Origin of the sequence: Streptomyces flavusporus (assembly GCF_046267975.1) — a bacterium.
GTDB lineage: Bacteria > Actinomycetota > Actinomycetes > Streptomycetales > Streptomycetaceae > Streptomyces > Streptomyces flavusporus.
Genome location: NZ_CP176503.1, coordinates 1,002,761 through 1,018,099, shown reverse-complemented (window position 1 = coordinate 1,018,099; position 15,339 = coordinate 1,002,761). Strand labels below are relative to the sequence as shown.

The following is a 15,339-nucleotide window of genomic DNA, read 5'->3' as shown; positions in this document are numbered from 1 at the left end:
GGCTGCCACGCGCCGCCGTTCAGCCGCCGCGCGCCGCCCCCGTGCTGTCCCGCTCGATCAGCCGCGGCACCGGCACCTGCACCGCCCGGGCCGGGCCGCCGTCGAGCAGGGCGGTCAGCTCCCGGGCCGCCGTACGGCCGAACTCCACCGTGTCCCGGGACAGTGCGGACAGCCAGGGCTTGACCATGCGGCACAGCGCGGAGTCCTCCCACGCCACCACCGACACATCGGCCGGCACGGAGAAGCCCAGCCCTGCCGCGGCGGCGACGCCCGCGACGGCCATCACGTCGTTGTCGTAGACCAGGGCCGTCGGGGGAGTGGGTCCGGACAGCACGCGGCGGGTCACGGCGGCGCCCTCCGCGTCCGAGTAGTCGGTCGTCACTGACCGCACCTCGGTGAGACCGCGCCGGTCCGCCTCGGCGCGCAGCGTACGGATCCGGCGCTCGGTGTGCGCGAGTCCCGCGAGGCCGGCGATGTGCACGATCCGCCGATGCCCGAGGGCGTACAGCTCGTCGACGACCGCGGCCATCGCGCCCGCGTCGTCCGCCCACACCGTGGTCAGCCCGGGGTGCCGTGCGTCGGGCGCGCCGCCGATCACCACGCCGGGCAGGCCCAGTTCGTCGAGCAGGTCCGGGCGCGGGTCGTCGGTGCGCGGGTCGACGACGAGCACGCCGTCCACCCGGTGCTCGGCCCACCAGCGCCGGTACACCGCGCACTCGTCGGCGATGTCCTGCGCGATCTGGAACAGCAGCCCGAGATGACGCTCCGCCAGCACCTCCTGGATGCCGGACACGAGCTGCAGGAAGAACGAGTCCACGCCCAGCGTGTCCGCGGGCCGAGCCAGTACGAAGCCGACTGTCGCGGCGCCCTCGCCGGACAGCGCCCGCGCCGCCGTGCTCGGCCGCCAGCCCAGCTGCTCGGCGACTCTGCGCACCCGGTCCCGGGTCACCTCGGAGACCCCCGGACGCCCGTTGAGCGCGAACGACACCGCGCTCTCGGAGACCCCGGCACGCCGCGCGACGTCCTTCATCGTCGGCCGGCGCGCGGGAGACCGCTTACCCGTCACATGCTGCTCCCATTCGAAAGGCGCCGCGCACTAATGCGCTTGAGTGTGATCACCCTAAAGCGCATTAGTGAGCTCACGCAAGGCCTTGCTCACAACATCCTGACCTGGCACTTCTCTCAACTGAAGGCTTTAGCTGGGCTGAATCCATTGACTTTGTGCGGGGGGAAGTGCAAGGTCTGCCCGACGCACCGGCCCACCCCGGACGTCATCGGACCTCACCGCCGCAAAGGAGCACATCGTCGTGCACATTTCCCGCCGGACCTTCGCCGCCGCTGCCGTCGCCGTCGTTCTCGTGCCGCTCAGTGCCTGCGGCTCCGGGGGAGACGACGGCGGCTCGGCCGACGCCTCGGGCAAGGTGGAGGGCAACATCACCTTCCAGACCTGGAACCTCCGCGCCAACTTCAAGGACTACTTCGAGGGCCTTGTCGCCGACTTCGAGAAGAAGTACCCGGGCACCGAGGTGAAGTGGGTCGACCAGCCCGCCGAGGGCTACGCCGACAAGATCAGCGCCGACGCGGCCGGCGGCACCCTGCCCGACGTCGTCAACGTCTCCCCGGACCTGGTCGCCCCGCTCGCCAAGGCCGGCCTCGCGCTCGACCTCGACAAGGCCGCGCCGCAGTACAGGAAGGAGTACCTGGAAGGCGCCTGGGCCAGCCACGAGATACCAGGCATGACCGGCACGTACGCCTTCCCCTGGTACCTCAACACCGGCCCGCTCTTCTACAACAAGTCCCTGTTCAAGAAGGCCGGACTCGACCCCGACCAGCCGCCCAAGACGTACGACGAAGTCTTCTCCGCCGCCCTGCAGATCGCGCAGAAGACCGACGGCGAGGTCGCCACCCTCGCCAACGTGCCCACCATCGAGGACTTCGGCCGCTACGGCGTCCAGCTGATGAACAAGGAGGGCAGCGGCTTTACCTTCAACGACGCCAAGGGCGTCGAACTCCTCACCAAGTACAAGGAGTTGTACGACGCCAAGGCCCTGGACCCGCAGGCGCTGACCGCCACGCCCGAGTCGTCCGGCAAGAAGTTCCTCACCGAGGCCGTCGCCATGAACCCGGGCAGCGCCCTCGACCTCGGCAACTTCAAGAAGCAGGCGCCGAACCTCTACAAGAACATCGGCATCACCGACCAGATCACCAGCACCGGCCACGTCAACATGTACGTGATGGGCGTGATGGTCAACGCGCAGACCAAGCAGAAGCCCGCCGCCGTCGCCTTCGCGCACTATGTCACCGACGCCGCGCACCAGATGTCCTTCGCCAAGCAGGTCGCCATCTTCCCCAGCACCGCCGGTTCACTCGACGACCCGTACTTCACCAAGGAGGACGGCACCGACGAGACCCGGGTGCGGGTGGCCGCCGCCAAGTCGCTGAAGAACGCCGTCAACTACACGCCGGTGCTGTTCAGCGAGCAGATGAAGGTCGAGCTGCGCAACGCCGTCGCCCGTGCGCTCCAGGGCAAGGAGAGCCCCGAGGAAGCTCTTGACAACGCTGTCAAGGCGTGTGACCGGCTGCTCCAGCAGCAGGGCTGAGTCGTCATGGCGAGTCCCGCTGTCTCCCGGGTGCGGCGCCAACTGCCGAGCAGCCCCTGGCTGTTCGCCGCGCCCGGACTCATCGTCATCGGCGCGTTCGTGCTGTACCCGTTCGTCTCCACGCTGGTCAACGCGTTCACCGACCGCCGGACGCTGGTCCCGGGCGAGTTCGTGGGTCTTGCCAACTTCCGCGAGCTGCTCCACGACGACATGTTCTGGATCGGCCTGCGCAACAGCACGCTCTATGTGCTCGGGGTCGTACCGGCCCTGGTGATCCTGCCGCTGCTCCTTGCCCTGCTGGTGCAGAAGAGCATCCCCGGCATCACCTTCTTCCGCTCCGCCTTCTACACCCCGGTCGTCGCCTCGATCGTCGTGGTCGGTCTGATCTGGGTGTGGCTGCTCGACGAGCGCGGGCTGGTCAACTCGCTGCTGGAGGCGGTCGGCGTCGGCCGGATCGGCTTCCTCAGCGACCAGTGGCTGCTGCTGCTCAGCGCCATGGCCGTCACGGTCTGGAAGGGCCTCGGCTACTACATGATCATTTACCTGGCGGCGCTCGGAAACGTACCGCGCGAACTGCACGAGGCCGCCGCGGTCGACGGCGCCGGAGCGGTACGCCGCTTCCTCACCGTCACCGTGCCCGCCGTGCGCTCCACCATGGTCCTGGTCGCCGCGCTCTCCTCGGTCGCCGCCTTCAAGGTGTTCTCCGAGGTGTATCTGATGGCCGGACCCGCCGGCGGACCGGCCGGCGAGGACACCACCCTGGTGATGCTGGTCCAGCGCACCGGCACCGGCCTGACCGGCCGGGTCGGCTACGCCTCCGCGATCTCCGTGGTCGTCTTCGTCGTCACCGTCGTCCTGATGCTGCTCGTGCTGCGCGCCGACCGGAGGGAGGAGCGATGAGCGTGATCGAGAAAGTACGTCCCGCCGAAGCGCCGCCCGCCCCGAAGCGCGCACCCCGCCGCCGCCTCACCGACGAGCACGGCCGCCGCATCCCCGGCTGGGAACTCGCCCTGCGCTACCTGCTGCTGCTCGCCGTGCTGGCCCTGACCGTCGGCCCGTTCCTGTGGCAGCTGTCCACCTCGCTCAAGGGACCGACCGAGGACATCTTCAGCTCTCCGCCGAAGTTCCTGCCGAGCGAACCGACCCTGCACAACTACGAGCGCGTCGCAGACACCATCCCGGTCTGGGACTACGCCCTGAACTCGCTGCAGGTCGCCGTCGCCAACGTGGTGACCAACTGCGTCGGCGCCGCCCTCGCCGGCTACGCCCTGGCCCGGCTGCGCTACCGGGGCCGCCGCGCGGCCACGCTCGCCTTTGTGCTGGCGATGCTCGTGCCGGTGGAAAGCATCATCATCGCCCAGTTCACGTTCATGCGGGACCTCGGCCTCAACAACACGCTCGTCGGCGTGCTGCTGCCCGCCTCCATCGCCTCGCTGAACGTGCTGCTGATGCGCAACGCCTTCCTCAACCTGCCGTACGAGATCGAGGAGGCGGCCTTCGTCGACGGGGCCAACGTCTGGCAGCGGTTCCTGCGGATCGCGCTGCCGTCGGTGAAGGGGACGATCGCTGTTGTCGCGATCTTTGCCTTCATGGGCGCCTGGGACGACTTCCTGTGGCCGCTCATCGTGCTGAGCGACCCGTCCAAGTTCACGCTGACCATCGGGCTCAACTATCTGCACGGCACCTTCGCCAACGACGAACGGCTCGTCGCCGCGGGCACGATCATCGCCGTCGCACCACTGATCGTCCTGTTCGCCTGCCTCCAGCGGTACTTCTTCCACGGGGTGGGCGAGGGAGCGGTCAAGGGCTGAACAGGGCTCACCTCGCAATCGAGTTCAAGGACTTCCGCATGCCTCCTGCCGTGCGCTTCGGCGTCAACTACACCCCCAGCGAGGGGTGGTTCCACCACTGGCTCGACTTCGACCTGGACTCCGTACGCGCCGACCTCGACTCCATCGCCGCGCTGGGCCTGGACCACATCCGGGTCTTCCCGCTGTGGCCGTACTTCCAGCCCAACCGCACCCTGATCAGGCCGAAGGCCGTCGAGCAGCTGGTCGCACTCGTCGACGCCGCCGCCGAACGCGGACTCGACGTCAATGTGGACGGGCTGCAAGGGCACTTGAGCAGCTTCGACTTCCTGCCGGCCTGGACCGGGACCTGGCACCGGCGGAACCTCTTCACCGACCCGGACGTCCTCGACGGCCAGGTGACCTACCTGCGCACCCTGGCCGCGGCCCTCGCCGACCGCCCCAACTTCCTCGGCATGACCCTGGGCAACGAGGTCAACCAGTTCGCCGCAGGCCCGCATCCCGACCCCGACCGGGCCACCGAGGCACAGATCGACGCCTGGCTGGACCGCATGCTGGCCGCCTGCGAGGAGGGCGCGCCCGGCAGACTGCACCTGCACGCCGAGTACGACGCGACCTGGTACCAGGACGACCAGCCGTTCACCCCGGCCCAGGCGGCCCGGCGCGGTGCCGTCACGGCCGTGCACTCCTGGGTGTTCAACGGCACCGCCCAGCGCCACGGCCGTACCTCCGTGCCGAGCGAACACCACGCCGAGTACCTCATCGAGCTCAGCAAGGCCTGGGCCGACGACCCGCACCGGCCCGTCTGGCTCCAGGAGGTCGGCGCACCCGCCCCGCTCGTCCCGGCCGAACACGCCGCCTCCTTCACCGAGGCCACGGTGCGGCACGCGTTGGACTGCCCGGACCTGTGGGGCATCACCTGGTGGTGCTCCCACGACGTCTCGCGCGACCTTGCCGACTTCCCCGAACTCGAGTACAGCCTCGGCCTGTTGACCAACGACCGGCGGCCCAAGGACTCCGCGCGGGTGCTGGCCCGCGCGGCCCGTGAGCACACCGGCGCCGCGGCCGCCGCCCGGACCACGGCGCTCGTCGTACCCGCGGATCCGTCCCTCCGTTCCCGCTGCGCGCCCGGCGGTCCGGTCTTCGACGCCTTCTTCCGGCTGGTCGCCGACGGCGCCCGGCCCACCACCGTCCTCGACACCAAGGCGGACGACAAGGACCATCTCGCCGCCCGCGGCATCACCGAGGTCGTCACTCCCGATCAGGTACTTCCCCTCCCACAAGGAACCCAAGGAGGCACCCGCTCGTGACCCCCACCAGACGCACCGTCCTACTCGCCGGCGCCGCAGCCGCCCTTCTGCCCGACGGCACCCGGCGCTTCCTCGGCGGCACCTGCCAGCGGGCCTACTTCGTCGGCGGCCTCCGGCCCGAGCAGGGTGAGCGGGCGGCGCGGTTCGAACTGCGCGCCGTAGGGGAGCTCTACACCTCGTCGGACCGTTCCTGGAGACTGAGCGGGAGTGAGTCCTGTTGCCAGAACCCACGCTCAGCCGAACGCCCCGAACGGTGTTGGGCGTTCTGGTTGCCCGCGTTCGCTCCGCATCCGGCGCGCACGGATCGTGTCCGTGGTCCGGGGATGCGGGGGCGGGTTCCCTCACGCCTGAGGACCTCCGGTCGGGCCTGGACGGTCCGATGCCCCTGCTCATCACTCCGGTGAGCAGGGGGCGGTGCCGTCCGTCGCCGGATCGGGTGTCCCTGGGCGCGCCTGCCGATCGCCACGGCGGCCGCGTCGTGGCGAGTGGTGTTGCGGTTCTTGCCGGTGAGGGGCTTCTGCCAGTGCTGGGACCCCCAGCGGCTGGTGTAGGCCGGGTCCACCGCGATGATGGCGATGCCCCTGTGGTCGGCCATCGAGGTCAGCCGGGCGCGGAGCTGCCCGGTGGGCATGCCGGAGATCAGTCGGCGGAAGCGCTTCTTGCGTCCGTGTTTCTCCCGGGTCTTCTCCGCGCCGAAGTCGAGATCCTCTACCGCAATCGCTTTGACGCCGCAGGTCTTCGCCCAGTTCAGCAACCGGGTGAGGGCGTGGCGGGCCTGGGCGTCGCGATGCTGCGCAGTGCCGGACAGGTCGTAGAAGAAGCGGCGGGGGGAGCCGATCGGGTTGCCGTGGGTATCCAGGCGCCAGGCGGCGAGGTGATCGGCGTTGGCGTCCACGCCGATCACGCCCTCGGCCAGGGCAGCCTGAAGCGGGATCGTCCTCGTTGGCTGGTACTGCCAGGACGCGGTGAGGTACCAGCGGCTGCGTGTGACGTCGTAGTGGATGCGGTACGCGACGGCCCGGTTGGCCTCAACACGGTCGGCCCATTCCGGCCCCCGGTGCGGGAAGCTCACAAGGGCGGCGAGCACGTATCGGCCATGTTTCGCGTTCGCCAGGTCTGCCAGCGGGGCGGGCAGCTTGATGCTCACCTCGCCGTCGGGGGTGACGCGGATGGTCTCGTTGCCGTACCGCTTCCCCGACTCGCCGTCGGCGGCGAGGAACCAGCGTTCGGCTTCCCACCGGCTGCGCCACTCGGCCTCGGTGAGCTGGGCGGTGTCGAGGTGGTGGCGGGTGCGGGCCAGGCGCTTGCCGCCCCGCACCACGTGCACGATCCCGGCGTCGCGGTCGGCCCGCACGGCGGTCAGCCGGCCTTCGAGGACGTGCAGGCGGCGGGCCTTGGCATGCCACTCCTGACGGGAACGGTAGCCGCCCGGCGCCTTCTTGCTGCCCTTCTCCCCGACCGGGAGCGACAACCGGTGCGCGATCGTGCCGATGCCCGCTTCGAGGCTCTGGATGTGGGCGAACTGGCAGCGGCGGGCGAGCGCCCACTGGTCATGAGTGGCCTTGGTGATGCTGCCCGCCCACCGCGACGACGACACCGCCGTCAGCTCCCGCTTCCGCACCGCCCACGTGTCCGCGGAGTGATCCAGAGCGTCCGCGCAGCGGGCCCTGAGGTCCTTCGAGGCGAGCGAGCCGAGATGCGCGCCGACCAGCCGCAGCACCTTCTCGTCGTCCGGCGTCAGACGCTTGAGCCGGGTCCGGACAGCCACACCGGCCGGGCCGGACGCGACGAACGACTCCACTACCTCCCTCAGTCCGCCCACGCCTTCACCCCCGCCCGGACCATCCGAAGACCCCGTCACCGGACCCAACGAACACCACCCGCGAAGGTCACGCATTCGATGCGGGTGCACCCGTTCCCATACCGAAGGGGCCGACACCATGGCCAGACCGCGCGATACGGCACAGACCACCAGCACTCACTCCTGCTCACCAGAACACACTTGAACGCACCCCAGCGGCAACAGTTCCAGACCCCGTGACCGTGAACCACACCTGGTAACCACCGCAACCCAGCTATGGAGCACCCCGCATGCATGACGACCGCACCCTCGTCGAGGCCCGTCTGAGGCGTGTCCTCGACGAACGCATCCGACCCGCCGTGTATCCCGAGTCCGTGCCACTCGACGTGGCCGTCTGGCACGCCCCCGACGAACCCGTGCCGGTTGCCGAGGGGCTCGCGGCCGCGACCGAGCCGATCGAGGTGGGCGCCCGGTGGGGTGCTCCCTGGGGCACCAGCTGGTTCCGGGTCACCGGGACCGTGCCCGAGGCGTGGGCCGGCCGGACCGTCGAGGCGATCCTCGACCTCGGTTTCGACGAGAACATGCCCGGCTTCCAGTGCGAGGGCCTGGTCTACCGGTCTGACGGCACGCCGGTGAAGGGCCTCAACCCGCGCAACCAGTGGGTGCGCATCGGCGCCCCGGTCGAGGGCGGCGAGGAGGTGCGCCTGCACATCGAGGCCGCCTCCAACCCCGTCATCCTCGACTACCACCCGTTCGTGCCCACGCAGCTCGGCGACAAGGAGACCGCCGGCAGCGAACCGCAGTACACGCTCACGCGCATGGATCTCGCCGTCCTCGACGAGACGGTGTGGCAGCTGGTGATCGACCTGGAAGTGCTCGGCGAGCTGATGGCCGAGCTGCCGGTGGAGTCCGCGCCGCTGGGAGATCCTGCGGGCGGTGGAGCGGGCCCTGGACGCGGTCGATCTCCAGGACGTGGGCGGCACGGCGGCCGAGGCCCGTTCCCGGCTCACCGACGTCCTCGCCACCCCGGCGGCCCCGTCCGCGCACCGAATCAGCGCTGTCGGCCATGCGCACATCGACTCGGCGTGGCTGTGGCCGCTGCGTGAGACGGTCCGCAAGGTGGCCCGCACCACCGCCAACATGACCGCGCTCCTGGACGACGAGCCGGACTTCGTGTTCGCCATGTCGCAGGCCCAGCAGTGGGCCTGGGTGAAGGAGCACCGGCCCGAGGTGTGGGCGCGGGTGAAGAAGGCCGTGGCGGACGGGCGGTTCGTGCCGGCCGGCGGGATGTGGGTCGAGTCGGACACCAACATGCCGGGATCCGAGGCGATGGCCCGGCAGTTCGTGCACGGCAAGCGGTTCTTCCTCGACGAGTTCGGCATCGAGAACGACGAGGCCTGGCTGCCCGACACCTTCGGTTTCGCCGCCGGACTGCCGCAGATCATCAAGGCCGCGGGATCCAAGTGGCTGCTGACGCAGAAGATCTCCTGGTCGCAGACGAACAAGTTCCCGCACCACACCTTCCAGTGGGAGGGCATCGACGGCACCCGGATCTTCACCCACTTCCCGCCCGTCGACACCTACAACTGCTCCATGAAGGGCAGCGAAATCGCCCACGCCGCACGGAACTTCAAGGACAAGGGCGTCGCCCGGCACTCCCTCGCCCCCACCGGCTGGGGCGACGGCGGCGGCGGTACGACCCGCGAGATGGTCGCCAAGGCGGCGCGGCTGCGCGACCTCGAAGGCTCGGCGACCGTCGTCTGGGAGACCCCGGCGGACTTCTTCGCCAAGGCGGAGGCCGAGTACCCGAACCCGCCGGTCTGGGTCGGCGAGCTCTACCTCGAACTCCACCGCGCCACCCTCACCAGCCAGGCCAAGACCAAACAGGGCAACCGCCGCAGCGAACACCTCCTGCGTGAGGCCGAGTTGTGGGCGGCCACGGCGGCCGTGCGCACCGGATTCCCCTACCCCTACGAGGACCTGGACCGCATCTGGAAGACGGTGCTGCTGCACCAGTTCCACGACATCCTGCCCGGCTCCTCCATCGCCTGGGTGCACCGCGAGGCCCGCCGCACCTACGAGCGGCTCGCCGAAGAGCTGACCCGGATCATCGACGCCGCCCAGCGCTCCCTGGCCGGCGAGGGCACCACCCCGCTCGTCTTCAACGCGGCCCCCCATGCCCGCGCCGGAGTCCCGGCGGGCGGCGCGGCCACGCCCACCACCAAGGGCCGCACCACGCTCGCCGCCCGTCCGGACGGCGGCCACGTCCTGGACAACGGGCTGCTGCGCATCGAGGTCGATGCCCGGGGCCTGGTCGTGTCGGCGTACGACAGCCAGGCCGACCGCGAGACGATCGCCCCCGGCCGGGCAGCGAACCTCCTCCAGCTCCACCCCGACTTCCCGAACATGTGGGACGCCTGGGACGTCGACGAGTTCTACCGCAACACGGTCACCGACCTGACCGACGCCGACGAGGTCATCGCCGGTGAGGACGGCGTGTCGGTGCGGATCGTACGGTCCTTCGGCGCGTCGCGCGTCACCCAGGTGCTCTCGCTCGCGCCGGGGGAGCGGCGGCTGGTGGTGGACACGGAGGTGGACTGGCACGAGACGGAGAAGTTCCTCAAGCTCGCCTTCCCGCTCGACGTGCACGCCGAACGGTACGCGTCGGAAACCCAGTTCGGGCACTTCCACCGGCCCACCCACACCAACACCTCATGGGAGGCGGCAAAGTTCGAGGCCTGCAACCACCGCTTCGTCCACCTGGAGGAGCCCGGCTGGGGTGTGGCGATCGTCAACGACTCGACGTACGGCCACGACGTGACCCGCACCGTCCGCACCGACGGCGACGGAGGCACGACCACCACCGTCCGCGTCTCCCTGCTGCGCGCCCCGCGCTTCCCCGACCCCGAGACCGACCAGGGCGTCCACCGCTTCCGGCACGCCCTCGTCCCGGGTGCCGGCATCGGCGACGCGGTCCGTGAGGGCTGGCGGCTGAACCTGCCGGAGCGGTGGGTCACCGGCGCGGGGGAGGTCGCGCCGCTGGTCGCGGTCGATCAGGAGGCGGTGGTCGTCACCGCGGTCAAGCTGGCCGACGACGGCAGCGGCGACGTGGTCGTCCGCTTCCACGAGGCCCACGGCGGCCGGGCCCGGGCCACGCTCACCGCGGGCTTCCAGGTCACCGGGGTCACGGTCACCGACCTGCTGGAACGCCCGCTGCCGGAGACGGCCGCCCCCGCACGGGACGGCAACGGGATCACCGTACGACTGCGCCCCTTCGAGTTGATGACCCTGCGGCTGAAGCGGGCCTGACGTCCCTCGCGGGACCGGCTCACCGCGCGAGTCGGTCCCGCAGCCACTCCTCCACTTCTCCCACGTGCGCGGCGGCCGCCGCCCTCGCCGCCTCCGGGTCGCGGGCGACCAGGGCGCGGTGGATCGCGGCATGCTCGCGGCGGGTGCGGGCGAAGGCGCCCTGTTCCTGGTAGCCGCGCCAGACGCGGGCGCGGAAGGTGCGGGAGGACAGGCCCTCCAGGATCGCGGCCATGGTCTCGTTGCCGGCGGCCACCGCGATCTCGCGGTGGAAGGCCAGGTCGTGGGCGAGGATCTCCTCGGGGTCGTCCGTGGCGTTCATCGCCGTCAGGTGCTTCTCGACCTCCGCCAGCCGGTCCGGTGTGATGCGCGCCGCCGCCAGGGCTGTCGCCGTCGACTCCAGGATGCGGCGCACCTCCAGCAGCTCCACCAGACGTGAACCGCGGGACAGGTCGGCCACCACACCGAACGTCTCCAGCAGGTCGCCGGCCTCCAGTTGCGTGACGTAGATGCCGGAGCCGTGCCGGGCCTCCAGCACCCCCAGCACCGTCAGCGCGCGGATCGCCTCGCGCATCGAGCTGCGGGAGATGCCGAGCTGGGCCGCCAGATCGCGCTCGGTCGGCAGCCGCTGGCCGGGCTCCAGCCGCCCCTCGGCGATCATCGCCTTGATCCGCTCGATGGCGCGCTGCGTCACGGTGCCCTTCTGCGGGGCTGTCTCGTCCACGCCATTCCTCCCATCGCCCGAGGCGCCTGAGGGCGCCTGGTGAGCGGCAGTGTAATCACCAGGTTGGTCGGACCACTACGGCCGGAAACAGCGAGAATCTGCCTCCGCAGGGTGTTGTACCGGCAAAGTGGTCTGATAAATATGCGGGCATCTGCTCGAACACGCTCAACGAGGAGCCGCCAGATGCCCGGCACAACAGCGCGGAAGCAGAACAGGTCACGGATGGTCAAGGCGGTGGCCGCGGTCGCCGGCGCCTCGCTCGTGCTCGCCGCGTGCGGCAGCACCAAGGACACCGGCGCCTCCAGCGCCGGAGGAGGCGGCGGTACCGGCAAGGTGGGAGTCATCCTGCCCCTGCTGACCTCGCCGTTCTGGCAGTCGTACAACGACTATGTGCCGAAGATGGCGGACTCCGAAGGCGTCGACGCACTGAAGACGGTCAACTCCAACAGCGACCCCTCACAGCAGATCACCGACATCAACAACCAACTCAACCAGGGCGTGAAGGGCTTGGTCGTGGCCCCGCTGGACAGCGCCGCCATCGAGGCCGGCCTCGACCAGGCGGAACGCAAGGGCGTGCCGGTCGTCGCCGTCGACGTGGCGCCGGACAAGGGCAAGGTCGCGATGGTGGTGCGCGCCAACAACGTGGCGTACGGCGAGAAGGCCTGCCAGTACCTCGGCGAGCAGATCCCGTCCGGCAAGGTCGTGCAGATCATGGGCGACCTCGCCTCCGTCAACGGCCGCGACCGCTCCGAGGCCTTCCGTGCCTGCGTGAAGAAGAACTTCCCCAAGCTCAAGGTCCTGGAGATCCCGGCCAAGTGGGAGTCCGACACCGCGGCCTCCAAGCTGGACACCCTCCTCAACGCCAACCCCGACATCAAGGGCATCTACATGCAGGCGGGCGGCGTCTACCTCGCGCCGACCCTCCAGACCCTGAAGTCGAAGGGCATGCTGAAGAAGGCCGGGCAGGCCGGTCACATCACGATCGTCTCCAACGACGGCATCCCGCAGGAGTACGACGCCATCCGCAAGGGCGAGATCGACGCGACCGTCTCCCAGCCCGCCGACCTGTACGCCAAGTACGGCATGTACTACATCAAGGCGGCGATGGAGGGGAAGACGTTCGAGCCCGGTCCCACCGACCACGACTCGACCATCGTCAAGCTGCCCAGCGGCATCCTGGAGGACCAGCTGCCCGCCCCGCTGGTCACCAAGGACAACGTCGACGACCCCGAGCTCTGGGGCAACACGGTCAAATGAGTACGGCCGTGATCACACCCATCGTCGAGGCGCGGGACATCGTCAAGCGCTACGGCCCCACCATCGCCCTCGCCGACGCCCGGCTCACCGTCCTCCCCGGCGAGTCCCATGCCCTCGTCGGCCGCAACGGCGCCGGCAAGTCGACCCTGGTCAACATCCTCACCGGCCTCCAGGCGGCCGACGAGGGCGAGGTCCGCTTCGACGGTGACCCCGCGCCCCCGCTGGCCGACCGCGACGCCTGGCGCCGCAAGGTCGCCTGCGTGTACCAGAAGCCCACGGTCGTCCCCGAGCTGACGGTCGCCGAGAACCTGTTCATCAACCGCCAGCCCCTCCAACGCGGCTTCATCAGCTGGCGCAAGCTGCGCGCCGAGGCCGCCCAGCTCCTCGACACCTGGGACGTGCACGTCGACCCCGAGGCCCGCACCGCCGACCTCGAGGTCGAGGACCGCCAAATGGTCGAGATCGCGAGGGCGTTGAGCTTCGGCGCCCGCTTCATCATCCTTGATGAGCCCACCGCCCAGCTCGACAACCGTGAGATCGAGCGGCTCTTCACCCGCATGCGGGCGCTCCAGGACTCCGGCGTCACCTTCCTGTTCATCTCGCACCACCTCCAGGAGGTGTACGAGGTCTGCCAGACCGTCACGGTCCTGCGCGACGCCCGCTGGATCACGACGGCACCGGTCGCCGAACTCCCGCGCCGGGCCCTGGTCGAGGCCATGGCGGGCGAGTCCATCGAGACCATCGCCGAACAGGCCGTGGACCCCAGGGACGTCGACCACGACGCGCCCGTTCTCCTCGAAGCGCGCGGGCTCACCTCACCGTCGTACGAGAACATCGACCTCACCGTCCGCCGCGGCGAGGTCGTCGGACTCGCCGGGATCAGCGGCAGCGGCAAGGTGGAGCTCGCCGAGTCCTTCGCGGGACTGCACACACCCACGAGCGGGACCGCTCAACTGGGCGATCAGAGACTCCCGTTCGGCGATGTGCAGGCCGCCCTCAAGGCGGGCGTCGCCTGCGTGCCCCGCGACCGGCACGACCAGGGCCTGGTCGCCGGCATGACCATCGGTGACAACGCCACCATGAGCGTCCTCGACCGGCTCGGCCGCTTCGGCTTCGTCGGCACCGAACGCAAGCGCGGCTTCGCCACCGCCCTCATCGAACGCCTCGACATCCACACCGAGGGCCCGGACCAGCCCGTCTCCGACCTGTCCGGCGGCAACGCGCAGAAGGTCGTGATGGCCCGCGCCCTCGCCTCCGACCCCCGTCTGCTCGTGCTGATCAACCCCACCGCGGGCGTCGACGTGAAGTCCAAGGAGTCCCTGCTCGCCCGCATGGACAGCGCCCGCGAGGACGGCACCGCCGTACTCGTCGTCTCCGACGAACTCGATGACCTGCGCCGCTGCGACCGCGTCCTCGTCCTGTTCCACGGCCGTGTCGTCGCCGAGCACCCGGCGGGCTGGCGCGACCACGAGCTGATCGCCTCCATCGAAGGAGTGGACCATGGCTGACACCAAGGCCCCACCGGTTACGCCCGTCAAGGTCCCCGATCCCCGTGCGGCCAGGACGGTCCTGCTCCGCCGCGCACGCGAACTCGCCCTGGTGCCGGCCTTGTTGCTCCTCCTGGTGCTCGGCGCGCTGGTCAACGACTCGTTCCTCACCGAGCGCAACCTGATCTCGATCCTGGGCGCCTCCGCCGCGCTGGCGATGGTCGTGCTGGCCGAGTCGCTCGTCCTCATCACCGGCAAGTTCGACCTGTCCCTGGAGTCGGTGGTCGGCATCGCACCCGCCGTCGGAGCGCTCCTCGTCCTGCCCGCCGCGCAGTCCGGCTGGGGTACCGAACTCCCCGCCGCCCTCGCCCTGTTGGCGATCGTCGTCGTGGGAGCGGCCGTCGGTGCCTTCAACGGCATCCTGGTCGTGAAGTTCAAGCTCAACGCGTTCATCGTGACGCTGGCGATGCTGATCGTCCTGCGTGGTCTGCTGGTCGGGGCGACCAAGGGCAAGACGCTGTTCGGGATGCCCGACAGCTTCTACTCCCTCGCCACCACCACCTTCCTGACCATCCCGATGTCGGTGTGGCTCGCGGCGGCCGCCTTCGCGATCGCCGGGTTCGTGCTCAAGTACCACCGCATCGGACGAGCCCTGTACGCCATCGGCGGGAACGCGGACGCCGCCCGCGCGGCAGGCATCCGGGTCGAGCGTGTGATGCTCGGCGTGTTCGTCGTCGCGGGCACCCTCGCGGCCGTCGGCGGGATCATCCAGACCGGCTACGTCGGGGCGATCAGCGCCAACCAGGGCAACAACATGATCTTCACCGTGTTCGCGGCCGCGGTGATCGGCGGCATCAGCCTGGACGGCGGCAAGGGCACCATGTTCGGCGCCCTGACCGGCGTACTCCTCCTCGGCGTCGTCCAGAACCTGCTCACCCTCGCCCAGGTCCCGTCCTTCTGGATCCAGGCCATCTACGGCGGAATCATCCTGGTCGCCCTCATGATCGCCCGCGTGACGACGGGCCGCGCGCAGGACTGACCCCGCG

The 15,339-nt window shown here is 70.0% G+C and carries 10 protein-coding genes and 1 pseudogene; 8 read left to right on the top strand and 3 right to left on the bottom strand.

Annotated features, from left to right (window positions below; all coding sequences use genetic code 11):
• Positions 1-19: 19 nt before the first annotated feature.
• Positions 20-1,030: a LacI family DNA-binding transcriptional regulator gene (locus ACKTSN_RS05170; protein WP_409474745.1), complete on the bottom strand. Its 1,011-nt coding sequence runs from the start codon at positions 1,028-1,030 to the stop codon at positions 20-22.
• A gap of 277 nt (positions 1,031-1,307) precedes the next feature.
• Here ACKTSN_RS05170 and ACKTSN_RS05165 point away from each other — a divergent pair, with 277 nt between their 5' ends.
• The 4 genes from ACKTSN_RS05165 to ACKTSN_RS05150 are packed head-to-tail and all read left to right on the top strand — an operon-like array spanning position 1,308 to position 5,718.
• A complete protein-coding gene (locus ACKTSN_RS05165) occupies positions 1,308-2,600 on the top strand; it encodes an ABC transporter substrate-binding protein (RefSeq protein WP_409467983.1) in 1,293 nt (430 codons plus the stop codon).
• A 6-nt stretch (positions 2,601-2,606) separates the two neighbouring features.
• Positions 2,607-3,500: a carbohydrate ABC transporter permease gene (locus ACKTSN_RS05160; RefSeq protein ID WP_409467982.1), complete on the top strand. Its 894-nt coding sequence runs from the start codon at positions 2,607-2,609 to the stop codon at positions 3,498-3,500.
• The gene (locus ACKTSN_RS05155; RefSeq protein WP_409467981.1) at positions 3,497-4,411 is read left to right on the top strand and encodes a carbohydrate ABC transporter permease; all 915 of its coding nucleotides are present in this window, start codon (positions 3,497-3,499) and stop codon (positions 4,409-4,411) included. Before ACKTSN_RS05160 ends, ACKTSN_RS05155 begins: the two co-directional genes overlap by 4 nt.
• A 38-nt stretch (positions 4,412-4,449) precedes the next feature.
• On the top strand, positions 4,450-5,718 hold the full coding sequence (locus ACKTSN_RS05150; protein WP_409467980.1) for a glycoside hydrolase 5 family protein: 1,269 nt from the start codon (positions 4,450-4,452) through the stop codon (positions 5,716-5,718).
• Between the two features lie 169 nt (positions 5,719-5,887).
• Here the strand turns inward: ACKTSN_RS05150 and ACKTSN_RS05145 are convergent, their stop codons facing one another.
• Entirely contained in the window at positions 5,888-7,540 is a 1,653-nt protein-coding gene (locus ACKTSN_RS05145; protein WP_409467979.1) for an IS200/IS605 family accessory protein TnpB-related protein, read from the bottom strand.
• A 269-nt stretch (positions 7,541-7,809) separates the two neighbouring features.
• Here ACKTSN_RS05145 and ACKTSN_RS05140 point away from each other — a divergent pair.
• Positions 7,810-10,828: pseudogene (locus tag ACKTSN_RS05140) on the top strand (alpha-mannosidase).
• Between the two features lie 19 nt (positions 10,829-10,847).
• Here the strand turns inward: ACKTSN_RS05140 and ACKTSN_RS05135 are convergent.
• Positions 10,848-11,549 carry a FadR/GntR family transcriptional regulator gene (locus ACKTSN_RS05135; protein ID WP_409467978.1) on the bottom strand — a complete coding sequence of 234 codons (702 nt, stop codon included), beginning with the start codon at positions 11,547-11,549 and terminating at the stop codon, positions 10,848-10,850.
• Between the two features lie 183 nt (positions 11,550-11,732).
• Between ACKTSN_RS05135 and ACKTSN_RS05130 the strand changes: the two genes are divergently transcribed.
• The 3 genes from ACKTSN_RS05130 to ACKTSN_RS05120 are packed head-to-tail and all read left to right on the top strand — an operon-like array spanning position 11,733 to position 15,332.
• Complete coding sequence (locus ACKTSN_RS05130; protein WP_409467977.1) at positions 11,733-12,806, top strand: sugar ABC transporter substrate-binding protein; 1,074 nt, start codon at positions 11,733-11,735, stop codon at positions 12,804-12,806.
• The gene (locus ACKTSN_RS05125; RefSeq protein ID WP_409467976.1) at positions 12,803-14,314 is read left to right on the top strand and encodes a sugar ABC transporter ATP-binding protein; all 1,512 of its coding nucleotides are present in this window, start codon (positions 12,803-12,805) and stop codon (positions 14,312-14,314) included. Before ACKTSN_RS05130 ends, ACKTSN_RS05125 begins: the two co-directional genes overlap by 4 nt.
• Positions 14,307-15,332: an ABC transporter permease gene (locus tag ACKTSN_RS05120; protein WP_409467975.1), complete on the top strand. Its 1,026-nt coding sequence runs from the start codon at positions 14,307-14,309 to the stop codon at positions 15,330-15,332. The genes ACKTSN_RS05125 and ACKTSN_RS05120 overlap by 8 nt, the downstream gene beginning before the upstream one ends.
• Positions 15,333-15,339: the final 7 nt, after the last annotated feature.

Bases quoted from the DNA above. Each gene is read 5' to 3' on its own strand.
- ACKTSN_RS05170 (WP_409474745.1), bottom strand. From the start codon at position 1,030: ATGAAGGACGTCGCGCGGCGTGCCGGGGTCTCCGAGAGCGCGGTGTCG.
- ACKTSN_RS05160 (WP_409467982.1), top strand. From the start codon at position 2,607: ATGGCGAGTCCCGCTGTCTCCCGGGTGCGGCGCCAACTGCCGAGCAGC.
- ACKTSN_RS05155 (WP_409467981.1), top strand. From the start codon at position 3,497: ATGAGCGTGATCGAGAAAGTACGTCCCGCCGAAGCGCCGCCCGCCCCG.
- ACKTSN_RS05150 (WP_409467980.1), top strand. From the start codon at position 4,450: ATGCCTCCTGCCGTGCGCTTCGGCGTCAACTACACCCCCAGCGAGGGG.
- ACKTSN_RS05130 (WP_409467977.1), top strand. From the start codon at position 11,733: ATGCCCGGCACAACAGCGCGGAAGCAGAACAGGTCACGGATGGTCAAG.
- ACKTSN_RS05125 (WP_409467976.1), top strand. From the start codon at position 12,803: ATGAGTACGGCCGTGATCACACCCATCGTCGAGGCGCGGGACATCGTC.
- ACKTSN_RS05120 (WP_409467975.1), top strand. From the start codon at position 14,307: ATGGCTGACACCAAGGCCCCACCGGTTACGCCCGTCAAGGTCCCCGAT.